A 19,829-nucleotide genomic window follows, 5' to 3' on the forward strand; every position below is an offset into this window, starting at 1 on the left:
GAAGGCGTGAATTTTTATGAGGGTTAATTAGGGGGATTACCATAACGCCGCTCTCTGCGGCAATTTCGTAGCGCAGCGGTAAAACTGTCCGGCAGCAGCACCTTGTTATACGATACTTGAACCTACTTCCTACTGGACATATACGGCCAAGGGCGGGCATTTGAAAAACAATTAGAATCAGGCTTTGTTGAAAATTTGACTCTCCCGATAAGCTTTAGATAGTCTGTCGCCAAACCTAGACAACGGCGCTGATCTAACGCTTAACTTTATCTCTATTTCTGCGCATACTTAAATTGATGAAAAGTTGGGGCGGTATTTATGCTGATCTATTAGATCGCCTAACTCTTTGTTTAGCCCTGCTAGCGTGTCAATTCCTTTCTTATCTACTAAATATTGAGTTAAGCTTTTGAGTGAATATAGCTGTGATGAAAACATTTTTCCATCACGAAACTGTTCCAAATATTCATCTAGCTTCGTAACAGCCTCTGCCTCAAAATCTTTAAAATCCACGGCGACTGACCAGAGCTCAAATTCCCAATCATCTATGCCTTTTGTTTTAGGTTGAGAAATAACGTCCTTAATGAATCTCTTAATAACATTTTGAACATCAGCGTTCGAAATATTAAAGATGCTATAAAGCAGAGATCTCGAAAACTTACGCTGCTCTTCTGGTTCGTAAGTTTCAAGTTCAGACACCAGCCGGCGGACTCGGTCTTTATCAGTGTATTCGCCTTTTACTGCCTCAATATAACCGTATAAGTTACCTATATATCCATTGAGTACCGCATGCTGATCCCAACCATGGGCTGTTTGGGAAGTGATTTTGTCGATTACAGTATTCAATATATTTATCAAAACGTCAGTTTCGATCTCCCGCTTAAATAAACTATGTTGGTGTGCTAAAAACTCATTTATTGCTTCGTAAATCGCGATAGTTGTTGAACTACTATTGATTAATCGGGAAAACTCATTCATAACTTTTGAAATCTGAGTCTCACTCAAATCGAGAAATGCAAGTAATCGCACACTGTTTTCAAATTTAGTTTCATGGCTGTTGAATAAACTTCGATCTTGTATTAATCGATCGGTTAAGTTTGGCAAAACGGTAGAAACCATCCATTCTGAACACTCATCACTAGCGTCTAGACGAAGTTGAGTGGAATCTTTATTTTTAGAAAATACTCTAAGCTCTGACTGTAGTTCTTTTGACGAATGGAATTGGATGGCTGAGTAAAACTCATATTGATTGAGCTTTACTATTTCTTTGATTGATTGACGGAGTACGGAAATCTTGACGAAGTCTCTCATAACCGCTTTGTATGGCGCATGCTGATCAATCATTATGTGATTTTTCAACGCAAACATTAATAGGTTAATGTGTGTGGAAGTTGGTTCATTTGCATTGTTGTTAAAACTCATTCCTCCAGCTTTTATACTTTCAACGGCTTTTGTGAGTTCAAGTATCTTTTTTGTACACTCGTTTGCTTTTTGATGAACAGAGTGCAAGGCCAAAAAATCATACAAGACTTGATTCTTTTTTATCTCTGATCTTGGAAATTTAAAAAATTCATCTTGAAGCTCTATTTCCATTTCCTTTTCAAACTCTTCTCTATTTTCTGTAGAGAAAGAGTACTTGAGCCTCCATAAAATCGAGTTTTTATTAAATAGCGCTATCAATAGCATTGAATATATTTTGTGCCTTTTACAAGCAAGAATGAGTTCAGAATTTTTCTTAAATGCTAATTTATCCTCGCCAAATTTATAGCGTTCATAAGATTCTGATGACAAAGATTTTATAAAATCATTACTTTTGCATTCATATTCTGAAAAAGATATATGTTTCCTATCTTGCTGTTCTAGGTTTTGAACTGAACTTATTTTCTCGTTCACAAAGTACATTATTTTCCCACTATCATTATCGTTGGGTAAAACGACACCTTTGATATGAGCTAGAGCTAAAATAGAAAGGACATCCGTAAGTCTTGAATTTCTTCGATAAAACTTTTCTTTTTCATCTTCATCAAACAAATCTATGCGAGATAGAATCTTCAAGAATTTTTCGTGAAGCGACCTTGTGGTGTCGCTGTAGTCCGTAGTCAGGACTCCTTTAGGCTCGAATAACTCTAATATATTTAAGCCATCAACATCGTAACGAAACCCACAGTTTGTTATCGCTCTCCGTATTTGATCATGAGTTATTGAATTTAACTGTTTTAGGTGTTTTATACGCTCGTATATGAAACTGATAACTTCCTGCTCATCGTTCGGGTCTACTGCTCTAACATCTTGAATGATAGATGTTAAAAAAGATTGAGTTAGCGCTGACCTTTTTTCTAAATGCTGAATTTCATCAGTAGAATAGCTCTCACTATCTAGCACTAATGTGGTGACTCCATGATTTCTCAGGTAGCTTTCTTGAGGCTTATCTGTTTTGAAATTTATCAAATACATCGGAGGAGCTGAACTGGAATGACTTTGCATCCATTTCATTATGTGTTTAAGGTTAATGTCGTTATAGGAATACCCTAAAAAAAGAACTGTATGTGTTGAAACTATAGACTTAATGTAGTTTTCTATTAGCGGGAAATTTCTTGAATAGTTAAGGTAGTCATCTTCTTTGAAAACTATATTGTGATTTTTAAAATCACCATGGATTTTAATAAACTTATTCGGACTAGCTGAACTAACCAAGTCTTTGTCCGTGCATATAGTATCGTATAGATAGCCTTCCTGCTCTATCGCATTTTCAATGAGGCAGTCCCAGTTGGTAGTTATTATTACGCGAGGGCTTACCTTTAAAATAGTGCTATGCAAGCTCGATGGTGTAATATCTTGAGGAAAATACTTTCTTAATGTTTGGTTATATGTCTGTTCTCCAAACTCAAGATAATGTAGCTGAGCTAGTTTTAAATAATCTAGCTCTTCAGTTATCGCTAAGTCTGACTTTAGTTCAGTTATTAGATCATTCCACGAAGGCAGGCTTATATAATCAGTATCTGAGCTTTTTGATACACCTGCACCGACAAATATAGCTAACCTATCATTTTCATTAGCTTGCTTGATGTTTTTAATATGAACATTGTGCGGGTGCATTCTAAAATCCTTTTGCTTCTTAATAGTTAGTTGCAGTCAGAGTAAGCCTTAATGTCCGCTTTGGGTCGAAAACGGTTGCTCTTGCGATATTATATAACGCCCGCAGCATGCGTGGCTTTGTAGTGAAGGCGAAGCCGCAACGAAAAAACCGTCGCCGTGCCTGCGATTGCTAGGTTTTCTTGGCATGTAGCATCTCCATAATGAAAACCACTAATGTATGTGCAACATTAACCACAAGCCGTGCCTCAGCAACCACGATGCTTGGCGGACTGGAGCCACGTCCATGTGCTGAACCTATATGTGACCTAAAAGCGCCCACACCATCAATGATTGATGAAATACCTTTTAGCACTTTGTGCTGATCTGCGGCCAAGGTGACATCAGCGTTCAAGCTTAGGTGAGGGTGCACGACCGCCCACAATGGCATAACATTCAATTTATTTGGTGTCACCAAACTGAAACACTCTATGTAAAACTTCAGTGTAGACTCAATAATCGAGCAGGCCGCAGTGACTGATGCATGTGGGTCAGTTTGAATATGCTCCACCGCTCTCTCAAACTCTTTTTCAATAGACGAAAAATTGCCCGACTTAAAATAGTCTTCTAACGTTTTAGATATGGGAGTTGACCCAGCTTGAGTAATGTAGCCATTCAGTCGGTAGGAAAGCTGGTTTTGTGCCAAAGCTGCTTTAATCCGTTCCTGACCCTCTGCCATTTTTGAAGGCAAATTGTCAAAAAACGATGACGATGGTTCTTGATCCATGTAGCCCTGAATAATCCTGCCAAGCACCTCAAGAGCATCAACTTCTGGATCGTTATTGCAACGCTTTAGCCAATCACTACATTTTTTCTCGCAATTCCCTTCTGGTGCATCACCGGGAGCACCACTTTCCATGAATAGTGTTTCTAACTTTGAATGACTGTAATAATGGCCTGCAATTACTGAAGCGACAGCGCCTATTACAGAGTTTGGAATATTGTCTATCAATCTCTGATCTCCATGAGTCTAACGTAAAGTTTCAGCGGGAACAGCGACCAAAAGGAGCGATGTTGAGCGCAGGACTAGGTATCTCCCGATTGATCGGTCCGCTAAGTTCTTGCGACAGATTTATGAGACCTAGTAACTTTATCACTTTTTGAAAAATCCTGCTCAATTTGTATTAAATTTTCACGACTCATATCCTGAGCTATGCTGAAGAAACTGTAGAAACAAACTTTGTAAACTAATTAGATCTCTTGCATAAGTTATTGCTAGCCCTTGATACTCTATTAGCGAAGGACAGTAAAATGGTAATTTTGCAAGAGATCTAGTATATCAACAGAAGTTGATCATGACTAAAAAATTTAGAACCTACAGTGCAGCTTTCAAAACAGAAGTCGTCAAGAACATAGCAGATAATAACGGCAACTTGAATGCGACTGCGCGGCAGTTAAGAATAGTGATAAAGATGCTATCCAATTGGCAGAATGAAGCGAGAGAAGAAAAGCTCAAAGGTAATACACAATACGATCATGAGCTTATGTCAGCGCTTGGAGAAATCAAACAGCACAAACGGCAATTAAAAATAGCTGAATAGGAACGAGAGATAATGAACTACCCACTACCTCAGAGGTAGAGGACTTCTGCAGAAAGCCGTTAAATGATGCTTATGCCAGTACATATAGAGGTGAAGGGGTCATTGGCGTTGTTTGGCGTGGTGGCAAGTAGTATCAGAAGGTTTAAGCGATGAAATAGAAAAAAATCCAAATAACCGAAAACCGTTTTTTAGTGATAGTATATGTTTGAAATCATATAATCACGTAGAAATATTTAGTTACAAACATTTATAACATAAATCCCATTATTTGCCTTACATCCAATACTTATTACCTGTTGGTCTAATTGTTGGTCTATGGCTAAAAATTAATATGATAAACCTGTAATTATCAAATACTTACATCAATTGTTCGAATCCCTCCTTCACCGCCAATCTTATTCTGCTTAAGCAAAACCTCAGTTTTCCTGTCTTGTTCTACCTTTCTCTAAATATTCTTTATACTTTTTAACAGTAAGACTTTCAGTCTATACTCATCCTCTACTGCTGTCTGAAATATTTCTGTTTAGCCTTAATTTCATATGTCGTATAAGATTTAATAACTATATATCTAATTGAATAACACATTGATTGACCAAACTAAAAAATTCGTACCATGGGCTGAGAGTGACTCATAAAATGAGTAGATACTCTATTACGATTCGTTTTATTAATAGCTTAATTTTATTCCTAGACCCTTATACGAAAAAGGCTTTGAGTTTTTCTGTGGCGCTTAATCTAGCTTTGTATCTATATTTACTATCATTGCTATTCCGTACAAAAATGTAATCACAATAGGGTCTCTGATACTCGGCAGATGCCATTGTCCAAAAATTGGATTATAGTAGATATCGGTAGTATTTATTTAAATAAACTAAAGGATACAACAATGAAAACACTAGGAATGTGTATCGTTGCAGGACTCGGGTTGAGTGCTTGCGCTACTGGCATGGGCGGCATGGCAACAGGTAATACCAATCAAAATAACAACTCTGATAAAGTCGTTACTCAATACCCAATTGAGACTGCCCTACTCAATATCTACGCTAAACAACGTAGTGAAAAACTGGTCGCTACTGTCGGCGGACAAAGCGTAGCCGCAGATATTCAAATCACCCCTAAAGGTAGCATGCGTTTTAATAATAAAATGGTACAAGGCGCAGAAGTCAGCACAATCAACACAGTGAATCAGCAGATCACGGATCAGTCAGTCGCTATCAATTACTTTACGCTAAATCCATTGGTGTTCCATGGTTTTACGGATAGTACGGGTGAGTATTCAATCGCCAACCAAACGACGAGTATACCTAAGATATCTACGGTGGGCGACTCAAGTCAACTCATCACTGAAAACGTATATGCTGACAGCAGTATGCGTCAGAAAACCGCCACCTATAAGCAGGACTGGTCGCTCACACAAGATACAAATAATACGGCGTGGCTCTGTATAAAAACCTCAGGTAATCTACTTTTAACTTCTGATGCTGCAGGTACGTCCTCAGAGTGCTATAAAATCAATGCCAAAGGCGATGTTTTGAGTAGCAAAGTCACACTCACTCAGCCTAATAAAAGCGGTACATCCAAATCAATGACATTTATCAGTCAGTAGCATTTACTCAATTAGTAACGATCAATAGTGTCATATAAACAAAAAAATAGCGCCTAATTAAGGCGCTATTTTTGGATGGTAGGATCATATTTCTACGAGCGACGGTCATGGTTGTTTTTATCGTGGCTGTTTTTAGCATGGACATTTTTGGCTGTTGCTTTGTGTTTAGCAGCCACTACATTCGCTTTGTGATGTGACTTTGCTGCCTTAGCTTTGGCATGCTTATAGTTATTACTCTCTTTATTGCTGCTGTGTTTTTGTTGCTGTACTTGAGCTGAATGATGCTTATCAAAATTAGGCGCGGCATTGGCCTGACCAACCATCGACAAACAAGCAGTAACGGCTAGAATCGAGCTAACTAGGGCGTGTCTTCAATTCACTCGATAGTTATCTAAATGGGCTAAAAATAGCTAAATTTTGCCAAACATCGTCAAATCGCTAGTTAATATCCCGATATTATCTGCACCATTTTCCTCGCTTGACGGCAATTTATCTCATTTTTATCACCATTTTTGAAATGAAGACACGCCCTAGTATCTTTTTCATAATTTTATTCCTTTGAATTCATATTTAGAGTAGTTATAGATAATTCACTTAGTGTTAAATGAACTATCGTGATAAAGCTTTACTCTATCGACAAAGAGAATGATAAATGATTCTAGTATTAAGTAGATTTATGAAACTTGAAGAAAGGTTGCGATTGTTACGAGGGCATGCGCAATCAAAGGCATGTTAGGTATTGGCGTAATGTTTGGTTAAGTGACAGCGTATTTACGCTTTATCGGTAAGCATCGTAAACAGGATATTTATAAAAACGCGAACGACTAGCTGATTGATAAAGAATGCAAATACGGAAACGGTTAGCTAAATTTCCTGATATCAATATTTCTGGTATTCGAAAAACCTAACTCATTAGAAGTTTCTGGTTAATGTTTAACACGAGCATAGCAATACCCCATACTGCTATGCTCTAAATGTGCTAAATGTGCTAAACAGACGTTTTCTGCAAAATATAAACCACAAACTTTGCCTCTGTGCTAAATGCTTCTTTCTCTACTGCTGCCAGTAGTGCTTGTCTTTTCTCACTGCGGGCACGGTACGCATAAGGTGTCATCGTCATCAAATCAGCCAAATCCTCTGCGGATAACGTCAGCTCTGTACTGACACGGCAGGTCTCAACCAACGTAAAATATGGTGCCAATTCTTGTAAGAATTTATCAGAATCATGCTCACGCACATCATCAAATAACGCATCACGCATCGTTGCCAAATGCCCGACATCAGGCTTGGCAATGATCAGATAGCCACCATCCATCAATACATTATCAAACGCCTCGGGCAAAATAGGGCTAAAAATACTGCTAATGCCCGTCATACTGTGCGGGCGTAATGGTAAATGTGCAGCACTGGTCACTAATGGATAGACTGCTGTCGTTTTGGCAGTATCTTCTTGGCGCGGCTGATACCAGAGACGACCTATCGCTTTGCTTACTTTAGCCAACTCAACCACTGCAGGCTTACTGATGTCAGCGGCTATCAGCGTATCTATAACATCCGAGCCCATTTGCGCCATTGCCTGCGTGTAGTAGCCTTCTCCGCAGCCAATATCAAGCCAACTGACTGGCTTGCTATCTTGCTTGTTTATGAACTCATCGTTAGACAGTAACTCTGCCATTTTTTGACTAATTAAGTTTTGAAGCGGTGCATAGTGCCCATGATTCAAAAATCGTTTACGCGCAGTGATAGATTCTTGGCTATCTCCGGGGGCTTTGGACTTTTTCTGTTGTACTGGCAGCAGGTTGACATAGCCTTGACGCGCAACATCAAAGGGATGTGAAGTCTGTTTAGAGTGCAAACTACCATCACAGCGCCAAGTATCTGCAGCAGGCTGTAGCGGTGACTGACAAAGTGGACAAATAAATAACGACACGGGCATCTCAAAGTGATAGCAATATGCTTCGCATTTTAACAAAATTCATGGGTCCTGAGCGACAAAAAGCCGCCTCAATCACGATTGAAACGGCTTTTTGGAGTTTTGCAAATATCTATATAGATATTTGGCGGTTATAGCTTAACGCAGTTTTAGCGTCATTAGCCCAAGGATGACAAGAATAATGGCAATAATCCAAAATCTAGCTACCACTTGCGTTTCTTTCCAGCCAATTTCCTCAAAATGATGATGCAGCGGTGCCATACGGAAGACGCGTTTTTTGCGCAGTTTGTACGAGCCAACTTGCAACATCACTGATAGCGCTTCTGCGACAAACAAACCACCCATAATCGCAAGGGCAATCTCTTGGCGGGTCATAACGGCGATAGTACCTAGCATTGCACCTAGTGCTAGTGCGCCAACATCACCCATAAATACTTGTGCTGGATGTGCGTTGAACCATAGGAAACCAAGACCTGCTCCGACCATTGAGCCACAAACGATGATGACCTCAGAGTTATAAGGAATATAAGGCACATGCAAGTAATCAGCAAAGCGTACATCGCCTGATACATAGGCCATCGCGCCCAAACCTGCAGCGACGAGAACGACTGGCAAAATCGCCAAACCATCCAAACCATCGGTTAGATTGACTGCGTTAGAAGCACCGTTAATCACAAAGTAAGTAAAGATGATAAAGCCAATACCAAATGGCACTGCTGAAAATGGAATCATCCAGTCCTTGAATACTGGCAATAGCAGATCCTGCATCTCACGCGTGGTGTTGATATCGGGTTGTAGCGTGGCGATATAGTACAAAGAAACACCGACAAACAGTGCGCCCATAGACAACCAAAAATATTTTTTGCGAGCGATTAAGCCTTTTGGATCTTTGTACTTAATTTTTAGCCAATCATCAGCCCAACCTACAGCACCAAAGATAACCATAACCACGAGCAAAATCCAAACATAGGGATTGTTCAATCGTGCCCACAGCAGCGTCGATATGCCAATCGCACTGAGGATCAATACCCCGCCCATGGTTGGCGTACCAGTCTTTGCCAAATGCGATTGAGGCCCATCATTACGAATGGCCTGACCATATTTGAGCGATCGTAAGTGCCGAATGACACGACCACCAAACATCATGCTAAATACAAGGGCGGTAACAACGGCAAGCAATGCTCGCAGCGTCAACGAAGAAACCGCAGAAAACGGCGTATAATACTGGCCAAGCCAGCCGAACAACCAAACTAACACCGCCTACTCCTCTACTAGCGCATGAATAAGTGTTTCCATTCCCATGGAACGAGAGCCTTTGAACAACACAGTACAAGGCTTAGCTTGTTGCGCTTGCAAATACGGCTGTAAATACTGTAATAAACTGTCTTTGTCGGCAAAAGCATGAGCACTGATATCAGACACCTCTTGCGCACCCGCAACGGTATAAGGGGCATATTCGCCAACACAAAGCAGCACGTTGATACCTGTGGTCGCAATAGTACGGCCCAAGCTTTGATGTTCACTAATAGCCGCCTCTCCTAGCTCACCGATATCGCCTAGCACCATGACCTGCGTACCTGTTTGCGCAGCCAATACTTTGGCAGCAGCACGTACCGAATGAGGGTTGGCATTATAAGTATCATCAATAAGACGATGCATACCAAGTATCTGGCTATTTAGACGACCTTTAGCAGGACGCGCATTTTCAAGCCCAATGACGATATCACTCACTTCAATATTTAGCGCATGCGCGCAGGCAGCAGCAGCCAAGGCATTATTGACATTGTGTTCACCTGCCAATGGCAAGTTGATATCATGGACTTGGTTACCGATATGTAGCTTAAATTCGCTACGTTCAGGCTCTACGTCTAGATGGCTTGCACTCACATCCGTATTACCAAAGCCAATCACATGTGAGGTATGCTTTTCAGCGATACGGCGTAGCTGATTGGTAAAATCATCCTTATCAGGAACGATTGCAAACTGCGCGTCCGTCAAAGTATGGTAAATCTCAGCCTTGGTTTGGCAAATACCTTCACGGCTACCAAATTCACCCAAATGCGCTGTACCGATGTTTAAGATACAGGCCACGTCAGGCTGAACGATTTCAGTCGTATAAGCAATCTCGCCAATATGGTTTGCACCCAACTCTAAAATAGCATAGCGATGATGATCTGATAGCTCAAGCAGCATCATTGGTACACCCAAATCGTTATTGAGGTTACCACGAGTGATTAAGGTCGGTGCCAATCTACCAAAAATACTGCCTAGCATTTCTTTGCAAGTGGTCTTGCCGCTAGAACCCGTAATAGCAATCACGGTTAAATCTGTATGCTGCTGACGACGATACGCTGCCAATTGACCTAGCGCCAAACGGGTATCGCTGACCACCAATTGCGGAATAGCATTTGGGCCGGAAAACGAAATAGGACGCGAGACGACAGCGGCAACTGCGCCTTTTGATATTGCTGTCTCGATATAATCGTGACCATCAAAATTATCGCCGCTTAGCGCCAAAAATATATCACCTGGCTTTATCGTGCGGGTATCGGTGGCTATACGTTTACTGGACAAGGCCGTCTGTTCTGCATGGCCTTGTGGTAGTTGCCACTGCCCATCGAGCGACGTGGTCGCTGCGAGCAGATTGTCCATTTGCCAGACATAGAGCCCTTGCGACTGGGCAGTATTATCGGTGTCGGCTGTCATAATGATTACCTTATATGATGACTACTTAATTTTTATATTTAATGATCAATTTTTACTAATACATGTACCGAGGGCCAATCAACTACACACGTCCAGCTTGACTCAATGCCTGCTGCAAAATAACACTGTCATCGAAATCATAACGAACGTTATTAATCTCTTGATAGGTTTCATGACCTTTGCCTGCGATGACCACGATATCATCCACACCTGAGTGACTAACTGCATATTCAACGGCTTTTTGGCGGGCAGGCTCGATATGGGTTCGTTGATATTGCTCAGCGGTCATACCAGCCTGCATATCTTGCAAAATTACATTTGGGTCTTCGGTACGTGGATTATCCGCAGTCAAAACAACTTGATCAGCACCTGCCAGACCTGCTTGCGCCATCAACGGTCGCTTGCCTGCATCACGATCTCCACCGCAACCAAATACTGCCCATAGCTGACCTTTACAGTGGGTTTTTAAACTTGCCAGCACTTGGCTTAGCGCATCTGGAGTATGCGCATAATCAACGATAAAGCAGCCATCATTTGACGGTACGCGCTGCATACGCCCAACCGCACCTTGCAACTGTGCAACAGCAGGCGCAATACGCTCAATATTCATAGCCAAGTCAACATCGAGTGCTACGACAGCTGCTATCGCTGCGAGCAAATTGGCAACATTAAAACGGCCCAATAATGGACTGGCAATCTCTATGTTGTCAGCTTTGTCATCACCAAAATCAGTACGCAGATTTATTTTGACGCCTTGTAGACTGGGCGTGATATCAGCGGCAACAAAAGTAGCAGTTTTTGATGAATCTAAACTGTATGTCCATACCGTCAAACCGCTGGCGTTTGCCGTATCTAACATAACCTGAGCGTGCTCATCATCGATGTTGATAATGGCATGGGTCAAATCTGGGAAATGGACTTTATCAAACAGCTTAGCTTTGGCAGCAGCATATTCTGCCATATCAGCATGATAGTCTAAATGGTCACGACTCAAATTGGTATAAATCGCTACAGTGACTGGCATCCCTTGTAGACGTTGCTGATCCAACCCATGAGAGCTGGCCTCTAATGCCAATATTTCTGCTTGCTCTGTTCCCATTTGATATAGGAATTGCTGGACAGCTAACGCATCGCCCGTGGTATGACTTGCTTGTACTAGAGCGCCAAGTCGACCATTACCTGCCGTACCCATCACTGCGCTACTCTGACCCATCAACTGGGTAAGCTGTGCCACTAATTGACTGATGGTTGTTTTACCATTCGTACCAGTCACCGCAACCACGGTCGGTAGAGTCACTGGCTGCTGATATTGCAGGCGTGCTTGAACTAAGCTACCCAAAAAGTCGCGGATATTAGAAACGTATAAGACAGGGCATGGCAATGCTACTAGTTGCTGCTGTGCATTAGCAATACTATCTGTCTGCGGTTCACTACTGATATTTGAGGAATTATCTGCTTCGCTAAGCAAAACAATAGGGTCAATCTCTGAGAGAACAAATGCGGCTTGTTCAGTGGCTTGCAATAGATAATCGCGACTTTTTTCAGAATTGGCTGTTTGACTTTTTAACAGGACAAATACGTCATTCGCTTCCAACTGGCGATTGTCTAAGCGAAACTGTTGAAACGGAATATGGGCAATAGATTGGGCTTGAGCTAAACCCTCCTGATTAGATGCTTCCTGAATCGATGTTGCTATCATCGCTGTAAGCTGCTGAGCCAGTTTTTGCTGCTGGCTTTTATTGGCATCTATAAGCTGTTGTAAAGTAACAGTAGCGCTATCTAGCGATGATATAGTCATAGATAAATCCTAAACAGTTAAAACGTGTCAGCTCAGTAGAACTGGACATTTAAAATAATTGAACGCTTACTGCGCTTCCGTTTTTAGTGGCTTATCCAAAGGCACGTTATACAATCGCAATGCTTCTTTCATCACATTATGGAAGACAGGGGCGACCGTTAGACCAGCATAAATCTGACCACGTGGGTCTTCGATAAGCATTACGCCTACCAGCTTTGGATTGGATGCAGGCGCCATACCAGCAAAGACGTTACGATACTGATCGGTATAATAGCCACCATCTGGATTGATACGTCGTGACGTACCCGTCTTACCTGCCACGCGATATCCATCAATGGCAGCGGCTTTCGCCGTACCACCAGGCTCAGTCACGCTCTCAAGCATCTGTACAATCGACATTGCCTGCTCATGCGCCATAATACGTTTGCTTGGCTGCGACTTATCATCTTTAATTAAAGTTAATGGATGCATGACTCCACCTGCTGCTAGGGCTGAATACGCCTGTGCAACCTGTGCCAATGTCACTTGTAGACCATAACCATAACTAACCGTCGCACGACGCGAGGTTTCTTTTTCTTTTGGCGTGACGATTAAACCACTGCCCTCACCTGGGAATTGCAAAGGTGTTTTTGAGCCAAAGCCAAACTGTCGTTGCATATTACTAATAGCATCGGCTGGCAGTGATAGCGCAATCTTGGTCGAGGCAACGTTACTAGATTTCTGTAATAGCGTGGCCATGTTAATCATGCCCAAATTATTATGATCTCGAATGGTATAGCCACGTACGCGAATCGAACCAGGATTGGTATCAATCAAAGTCGTTGGCGTATATTTGCCCGAGTCTAGCGCTGCCGCCACGGTAAACGGTTTCATTACCGAACCTGGCTCAAACACATCTAACAATGCGCGGTTACGCTGGTTTTCACCCGTCATTTCATTAAGGTTGTTTGAGTTAAACGACGGCCATGTTGATAATGCCAACACTTCACCAGTCTGCACATCAACGATCATACCCGTTGACCAGCGTGCTTTTTGCAAACGCCCAGCCTTTTCTAGCTCTTTATACAGCAAATACTGTAAACGCGAATCAATCGTTAATGCCACATCTTTGCCAGGTACTTCTGGCTCGATTTGTTTGATTTCTTTTAGACTGTTTTGTTTGGCATCTTTTAGAACCAAAACTTTTCCGTCATCACCCGCCAGATCTTTTTCATACTGACGCTCAATACCAGCACGGCCTTCGTAACCGCCTTCAGGATCTTTGGCGTTTTGACCCATAAATCCCAGTAGCTGTGCATTGGACTGTGGCTGTGGATAATAACGCTGAAAGAAATTCTTTTCGTAGACGCCTGGGAAATCAAGTGAGCTGACGCTTTGGGCAATCTCAGGTGTGACTTTATTAAGCAGTGGCAAATAGTGTGAGCCCGCACCAGATGGCAAAGCAGCTTTTACGGCTTTCTCATCGGTCACATCGATACTGTCATCAATAGCCGTGACTTTTTTCAACTCATCGACCGAGATATTGGCAGCAGCGGCTAACTTTGTCAGATCCATATTATCTAGACGCTTTTGCATACGCGCCTGTAATTGTGGACTGCTAGGATTGGTAATGATGATGCGCTTTAGCTCGTAATATTCACGAGAATAATCATGTGGACTAAACGAAACTGTCGCGAGCGGTGCACTGACCGCAAGCGGTAGATTATTGCGATCGGTAATCATACCGCGATAAGACTTTTGGGTACGCTCACTGGTAATGAGCTCATTACCTTTGTCTTGATAAAACTGTGCGTTGGTAACCTGAATATAATAGGCGCGGCTAATCAGTAGCGCTAATATGACCAGCGCTAGACCCCAGACCATACGAAAACGGTTTTTGTCTTGTTCGAAACCACCGAGAGCAGAAGCACCTGATGCTTTGCTCGAAAAAACCATTTTGCTTTTGCGGTTTTTTACACTGGTATAAGCGCCTTGGGTGTCGCTTTTTTTGATGCGTCCAAACAATTTTGCCTTACGATTGCTTGCAGCTTTATCGGGCTTGCTGCTCGTCTGACCAGATTTAGCCGCACTGGCTCGGCGGAGAGGTTTGGTTACCTTGCCGCTGGCTGGTTTTTTGCTGGTGTTTTTTGCGGTGGATTTAGGCTTTTTCTCACTCATTGTCCTGCCTCCGTCGCTGGTTCTTCAGGAGAAATATCGGTAGAGACACGTGGCCCGATGACGTCAGATGCATCCTCATCTGAGTCTTCTGTAACCACTGGCACCAATGCAGTTGCGACGCCAGGTTGGATAATCAGCTTATCCTTTAATGTTGGCGAATACATACCCAATTCAGCAACCGCTCGACTGGCAATCTGCGGCGTGGCGCTAAAGGTTTGCTGCTCAATCAATAGACGCTGATGCTCTACTTGTAGCTTACGTTCTTGTTTTTTCATGTCTTGCAAAGTTTTGTAGTCCTGATGATATTGCTGAACTTCTTCGGCAGTTTTGATACCACTCCATACAATCGTGACTGCCAATAGCAGTAGCACGACTACATAAATACTCACCACATTAAACCGGCGCACGAACAGCTCGCCGACATCGGTATTATAAGGTGTAGCAGTGCGGCGATTCGCAGGTTTGTCAGATATTGCCATGACGATCTCAAAAAGGTGAACGTAAACGATAGAGTAGATAACGGATTGCGAAAGATGAACGTGTCATTATTCGGTCATACCATCGATAAATATAAAACCAAAGACACTTATAAGTGTAAAACCTAAACCTAAAAAACGAATATGAAAAACACAGCCAATAGCTAATATATTCAATAGCCACAAGTCATCACAACTCATGGCTATCAATATGTCATACCAAAACCAAACACGTTGCATGGCTGTGTTACATATAAAGCGATGCAACTATCATGCAGATAAAAACCAATTGCTGAGCCTAACAGACAATATTTACAGATTTTTAACAGTGGCGTAGCCATTAGGACATTTGCGCATTATTTAGACAAACATTAGCAATCTTAGACAACTCAATAATCATATTTAACTATGACTTGCGGCGTCATGATGTTCTTCTATAACCCTGTTATTTGCTCATAAGCTGTGTCAGTACGCGTTGCCATACGCAACCATGCGCTACGCGCGCGCGGGTTTTGACTCGTCTCAGCTTTGCTTGGGCCAACACGTTTTGGCTTGCTAAAATAGCGTGGACGATTCGGCGGCATTGGCAGGTTTTCGTCTTCTGGATACTGCCCTTTGCTATGACGCTGCAAGAACTGCTTGATACGGCGATCTTCTAATGAGTGAAAACTAATGACCGCAAGCTGCCCACCTGACTTTAAGATAGGAATGCTTTGCGCTAAAAAGTCGTCAACATCGCCCAACTCATTATTAATAAAGATACGCATGGCCTGAAAGCTTTGCGTTGCTGGATGTTTGCCGCGCTGCCAGTTGGGATGCGCTACTTTGATAACTTCTGCTAGCTCGAGCGTAGACTCATAGCTCTCCATCTGTTTGATAGCGCGGGCAATACGGCGACTATGACGCTCTTCGCCAAACTCATAAAGCACATTGGCCAATGTTTCATCATCGACTTTCTCAAGCCATTCGGCAACTGACTGGCCACGGCTGGTGTCCATACGCATGTCTACTGCCCCGTCGCGCATAAAACTAAAGCCGCGACTACCATCATCAATCTGCGGTGATGAAATACCCAAATCTGCCATTAAGCCATCAACTTCACTGATACCCATAGCAGCCAGACTGTCGGTCAACGTCGCAAAACTATCGTGAACCACACGCACGCGGCTGTCTTTGCTTGCCAGCTCTTGCGCCACACTAATGGCTGTCGGATCTTTGTCAAAGACAATCAGTGTGGCGTCATCGGCAAGTTGACTTAATAGCAGTCGGCTATGGCCACCACGGCCAAAAGTTGCATCAACGTAGATACCACTTATATTTAAGCTATTTTGGTCACCTTCTGTTTGCTTGGGCAAGGATTTTACGCCGAGCACCGCAGCGACAGTCTCTTGCAGCAGCACCGCATCATGGACAAAACTCAATTCATCAGACGTGATATCGCCCTCATGACGCGCGTGAGTAACATCCAGATCGACATCTTGCGTAGACGCACCCTTTACAGCAGAAGGATTAGACACTGACTCAGAGAGATCAGCGGCGGCAGAAGGACTGGCTTTCGATTTTGGCTTAGACTTTGATAGGGACACAAACAACTCAATAGATGACGACCGTACTGGCCAGTAATTAGATGAAAATAAACAAGTTATGACTTGCTTAGCATTATTATCGCAAGGATACACCTGTAGTCAAGCACTAGAAGGGCTTTTCATTAAAAATATCACATGTCTCTGTTATACTAGCGCTATATTTTACGCTATTTCTTAACATCGACTTCATATCTTTCATCGCTATTTATACTAATAGCTTATATCGATAGCAAACTTTGAGACTTTTACCATGCAAACCTCTACTGACAGCACGCGCCCTGTACGTACGCGTATCGCCCCATCACCAACTGGCTTCCCACACGTAGGTACTGCCTATATTGCCCTGTTTAACTTAGCCTTTGCCAAAGCTCACGGCGGCGAATTCATCTTACGTATCGAAGACACTGATCAGACTCGCTCGACTGAGCAATCAGAACAAATGATTTTGGACGCCTTACGCTGGGTTGGTCTAGATTGGAGCGAGGGCCCAGATATTGGCGGCCCACACGCCCCTTATCGTCAGAGCGAGCGCAGCGATATCTACAGAAGACACGCCGAGATACTCATAGAAAAAGACCATGCGTTCCGCTGTTTTTGTACCAGTGAAGAGTTAGACGCTATGCGTGCTGAGCAAATGGCCAATGGCGAGACCCCTCGTTATGATGGTCGCTGTGCTCATCTTGCTCCAGAAAAAACCGAGCAATTGGTAAGCGAGGGCAAGCCGCACGTGATTCGTATGCGTGTACCGACCGAAGGCACTTGTCAGGTACAAGACATGCTACGTGGCACCGTTGAGTTCCCTTGGACTCAAGTCGATATGCAAGTACTACTAAAAACAGACGGCATGCCAACGTATCATTTAGCCAACGTCGTCGATGACCATTTGATGGAAATCACTCATGTGATGCGCGGTGAAGAGTGGTTGAACTCTGCGCCTAAGCATCAACTGCTATATGATTATTTTGGTTGGGAAATGCCGACCCTTTGCCATATGCCACTACTACGTAACCCTGATAAGTCAAAACTGTCTAAACGCAAAAACCCAACCTCTATCACCTACTATCGTGATGCAGGCGTGCTACCTGAAGCGCTGCTAAACTATCTCGGTCGTATGGGCTACTCAATGCCCAATGATGCTGAGCAGTTTACGCTAGAAGAAATGATTGCCAGCTTTGATATTCAGCGCGTGTCGCTTGGCGGCCCTATCTTCGATATCGAAAAATTAAACTGGCTCAATGCAGAATGGCTACGTGCGCTTAGCCCTGAAGAGCTAAAGAATAAAATCCTTGAGTGGGCCAGCAACAGTGACAAGCTAACCGCTATCGCAGCGGCGATTCAGCCACGTATCGAGCTATTGTCTGATGCGGTTAATTGGGGTGGTTTCTATTTCCAAAACCTACCTGACATCAATGCTGAAAGCTTTACTCATAAATCACTCACCCCTGAGCAAATTATCGAGATGCTGCAATTAGCGCTTTGGCAGTTAGAAGTCCTGCCAACGTGGTCAGAAGAAAACATCTATGCCACGCTAAAAGGCCTTGCTGCTCATCTGGATATTAAGATGCGTGACTTTATGGCGCCGTTCTTTATCGCTATCGCTGGTAGCACCTCATCGACGCCAGTCATGAACTCTATGGCGATTATCGGTGCTGACATGACTCTGACTCGCTTGCGTCATGCCGTTGATGTATTAGGCGGCCTTGGCAAAAAGAAACTGAAAAAACTTGAGAAACAAGCGGCAGAACTGCCAGATTTCTTAGCTGCTGCTGAATAGTTCAGAAGCTGAATAACTTATCTGCTAAACAGTTAACTAGCTAAACTTGTCGAATGTAAAAGGGTCAGGCCATCTCTGGCCCTTTTTTCGTTGTTAATAAGTACAACTACCCTCGTATTATTAAACGTCTTTTATTAAATATTTTAATTGGAAAAAAACATGGCCGCCAAAACCGTCACGATAGAAAGCAAAGATTATGTCTTTAACACGCTAAAAGAAGCACAGAAATATTATGATGCCATCGTAAAGGAGCTGTTTGATGCAACTTTGACCCTGACCAAGGGCCAAGACTTCGAAGATTTAAAATGGATATACAGCACTTACTGCGGTTACACCAAGCATAATCTGGATAAATTGGGCGAATATGACATCATTGGCGTCAAAGGTATCAGAACGATCCGAGAAAAAGGCGGTCAATATACACCAACTGAATGCTGTGCGATTATTTTTTCTGATGGTAGCGAAGAAGAGTTTTATACCGATAAAGCTCTAAAAGAGATCGCCATTAAGCAAAATCCACGCTAATTTGGGCTTGTTGAGCCTTTAAAATAGGCTAAATCGCTTTTTTTTGCATATTTATGAATTATTTTTAAAATAGTTGTTGACAAGACTGCCGCTCTTACATAAAATACGCACACTCTTAGCGAGGGGCTATAGCTCAGTTGGTAGAGCACTTGCATGGCATGCAAGGGGTCAACGGTTCGACTCCGTTTAGCTCCACCATACTTATTTATAGCAACGCTCAGTATTACTGAAACGTAATAATAAATACTCGCTAGTAGGACTATATCAGCACCTAGGCAATGCTTGCTCTATTATTAATAGATAAGCTATCTGATATTGTGAAGTACCGTTGTAACCACTGGTTATAACACTCTATGCGTCCCCATCGTCTAGAGGCCTAGGACACCGCCCTTTCACGGCGGTAACGGGGGTTCGAATCCCCCTGGGGACGCCACTATTCGGCGTCACTTATTAGCACTTTTGCTTAGCATCAGATTAGACTAATAAGCGAACAATAAAAAAGCCCAGTCATCATCCGGTGACTGGGCTTTTTTATGTCTGTCGTTTCTTGAAATCCTCTATTCTGTTGTCGTTAGCTTATTATTAATCGCTGCTAGCT

13 protein-coding genes, 2 tRNA genes and 1 pseudogene are annotated in these 19,829 nt (G+C 42.7%); 6 read left to right on the forward strand and 10 right to left on the reverse strand.

What is annotated here, in order from left to right; genetic code table 11:
* Positions 1–288 precede the first annotated feature (288 nt).
* Entirely contained in the window at positions 289–3,093 is a 2,805-nt protein-coding gene (locus CXF62_RS10480; protein ID WP_102094300.1) for an SIR2 family protein, read from the reverse strand.
* A 169-nt stretch (positions 3,094–3,262) separates the two neighbouring features.
* Positions 3,263–4,081 carry an abortive infection family protein gene (locus CXF62_RS10485; RefSeq protein WP_102094301.1) on the reverse strand — a complete coding sequence of 273 codons (819 nt, stop codon included), beginning with the start codon at positions 4,079–4,081 and terminating at the stop codon, positions 3,263–3,265.
* A gap of 343 nt (positions 4,082–4,424) precedes the next feature.
* Here CXF62_RS10485 and CXF62_RS10490 point away from each other — a divergent pair.
* Positions 4,425–4,667: pseudogene (locus CXF62_RS10490) on the forward strand (transposase); the annotation flags it as partial.
* Between the two features lie 889 nt (positions 4,668–5,556).
* Positions 5,557–6,276 (forward strand): hypothetical protein, encoded by a 720-nt coding sequence (locus CXF62_RS10495; RefSeq protein ID WP_102094303.1) that lies wholly within the window; start codon positions 5,557–5,559, stop codon positions 6,274–6,276.
* Positions 6,277–6,368: 92 nt separating this feature from the next.
* Here the strand turns inward: CXF62_RS10495 and CXF62_RS10500 are convergent, their stop codons facing one another.
* From CXF62_RS10500 to rsmH, 8 genes are all read right to left on the reverse strand, one after another.
* Positions 6,369–6,605, reverse strand: coding sequence for a hypothetical protein (locus CXF62_RS10500; RefSeq protein ID WP_145990555.1), 237 nt, complete (start codon positions 6,603–6,605; stop codon positions 6,369–6,371).
* 659 nt (positions 6,606–7,264) lie between these two features.
* Positions 7,265–8,212: a putative RNA methyltransferase gene (locus CXF62_RS10505; protein ID WP_102094305.1), complete on the reverse strand. Its 948-nt coding sequence runs from the start codon at positions 8,210–8,212 to the stop codon at positions 7,265–7,267.
* A 135-nt stretch (positions 8,213–8,347) separates the two neighbouring features.
* Entirely contained in the window at positions 8,348–9,466 is a 1,119-nt protein-coding gene (mraY, locus tag CXF62_RS10510) for a phospho-N-acetylmuramoyl-pentapeptide-transferase (RefSeq protein WP_102094306.1), read from the reverse strand.
* A 3-nt stretch (positions 9,467–9,469) separates the two neighbouring features.
* Positions 9,470–10,915: a UDP-N-acetylmuramoyl-tripeptide--D-alanyl-D-alanine ligase gene (locus tag CXF62_RS10515; RefSeq protein ID WP_102094307.1), complete on the reverse strand. Its 1,446-nt coding sequence runs from the start codon at positions 10,913–10,915 to the stop codon at positions 9,470–9,472.
* An 82-nt stretch (positions 10,916–10,997) separates the two neighbouring features.
* On the reverse strand, positions 10,998–12,713 hold the full coding sequence (locus CXF62_RS10520) for a UDP-N-acetylmuramoyl-L-alanyl-D-glutamate--2,6-diaminopimelate ligase (protein ID WP_102094308.1): 1,716 nt from the start codon (positions 12,711–12,713) through the stop codon (positions 10,998–11,000).
* A gap of 66 nt (positions 12,714–12,779) precedes the next feature.
* Positions 12,780–14,870 (reverse strand): peptidoglycan D,D-transpeptidase FtsI family protein, encoded by a 2,091-nt coding sequence (locus CXF62_RS10525; protein ID WP_102094309.1) that lies wholly within the window; start codon positions 14,868–14,870, stop codon positions 12,780–12,782.
* Positions 14,867–15,349, reverse strand: a complete 483-nt coding sequence (locus CXF62_RS10530) for a cell division protein FtsL (RefSeq protein ID WP_102094310.1) — start codon at positions 15,347–15,349, stop codon at positions 14,867–14,869. Before CXF62_RS10530 ends, CXF62_RS10525 begins: the two co-directional genes overlap by 4 nt.
* Positions 15,350–15,780: 431 nt before the next feature.
* Positions 15,781–16,815 (reverse strand): 16S rRNA (cytosine(1402)-N(4))-methyltransferase RsmH, encoded by a 1,035-nt coding sequence (rsmH, locus tag CXF62_RS10535; RefSeq protein WP_416220490.1) that lies wholly within the window; start codon positions 16,813–16,815, stop codon positions 15,781–15,783.
* Between the two features lie 367 nt (positions 16,816–17,182).
* Between rsmH and gltX the strand changes: the two genes are divergently transcribed.
* The 4 genes from gltX (at position 17,183) to CXF62_RS10555 (ending at position 19,664) form a co-directional block, all read left to right on the forward strand.
* On the forward strand, positions 17,183–18,706 hold the full coding sequence (gene gltX / locus CXF62_RS10540; protein ID WP_102094312.1) for a glutamate--tRNA ligase: 1,524 nt from the start codon (positions 17,183–17,185) through the stop codon (positions 18,704–18,706).
* Positions 18,707–18,865: 159 nt separating this feature from the next.
* Positions 18,866–19,231 (forward strand): hypothetical protein, encoded by a 366-nt coding sequence (locus CXF62_RS10545; protein WP_102094313.1) that lies wholly within the window; start codon positions 18,866–18,868, stop codon positions 19,229–19,231.
* 122 nt (positions 19,232–19,353) lie between these two features.
* Positions 19,354–19,429 (forward strand) — tRNA-Ala (locus tag CXF62_RS10550).
* A 159-nt stretch (positions 19,430–19,588) separates the two neighbouring features.
* Positions 19,589–19,664 (forward strand) — tRNA-Glu (locus CXF62_RS10555).
* Positions 19,665–19,829 lie beyond the last annotated feature (165 nt).

Origin of the sequence: Psychrobacter sp. MES7-P7E (genome assembly GCF_002863645.1) — a bacterium.
Lineage (GTDB): Bacteria > Pseudomonadota > Gammaproteobacteria > Pseudomonadales > Moraxellaceae > Psychrobacter.

Excerpts from the sequence above, each read along its gene's own strand:
- CXF62_RS10480 (WP_102094300.1), bottom strand. The coding sequence starts at position 3,093 with ATGCACCCGCACAATGTTCATATTAAAAACATCAAGCAAGCTAATGAA.
- CXF62_RS10495 (WP_102094303.1), top strand. The coding sequence starts at position 5,557 with ATGAAAACACTAGGAATGTGTATCGTTGCAGGACTCGGGTTGAGTGCT.
- CXF62_RS10505 (WP_102094305.1), bottom strand. The coding sequence starts at position 8,212 with ATGCCCGTGTCGTTATTTATTTGTCCACTTTGTCAGTCACCGCTACAG.
- CXF62_RS10515 (WP_102094307.1), bottom strand. The coding sequence starts at position 10,915 with ATGACAGCCGACACCGATAATACTGCCCAGTCGCAAGGGCTCTATGTC.
- CXF62_RS10520 (WP_102094308.1), bottom strand. The coding sequence starts at position 12,713 with ATGACTATATCATCGCTAGATAGCGCTACTGTTACTTTACAACAGCTT.
- CXF62_RS10525 (WP_102094309.1), bottom strand. The coding sequence starts at position 14,870 with ATGAGTGAGAAAAAGCCTAAATCCACCGCAAAAAACACCAGCAAAAAA.
- CXF62_RS10530 (WP_102094310.1), bottom strand. The coding sequence starts at position 15,349 with ATGGCAATATCTGACAAACCTGCGAATCGCCGCACTGCTACACCTTAT.
- gltX (WP_102094312.1), top strand. The coding sequence starts at position 17,183 with ATGCAAACCTCTACTGACAGCACGCGCCCTGTACGTACGCGTATCGCC.
- CXF62_RS10545 (WP_102094313.1), top strand. The coding sequence starts at position 18,866 with ATGGCCGCCAAAACCGTCACGATAGAAAGCAAAGATTATGTCTTTAAC.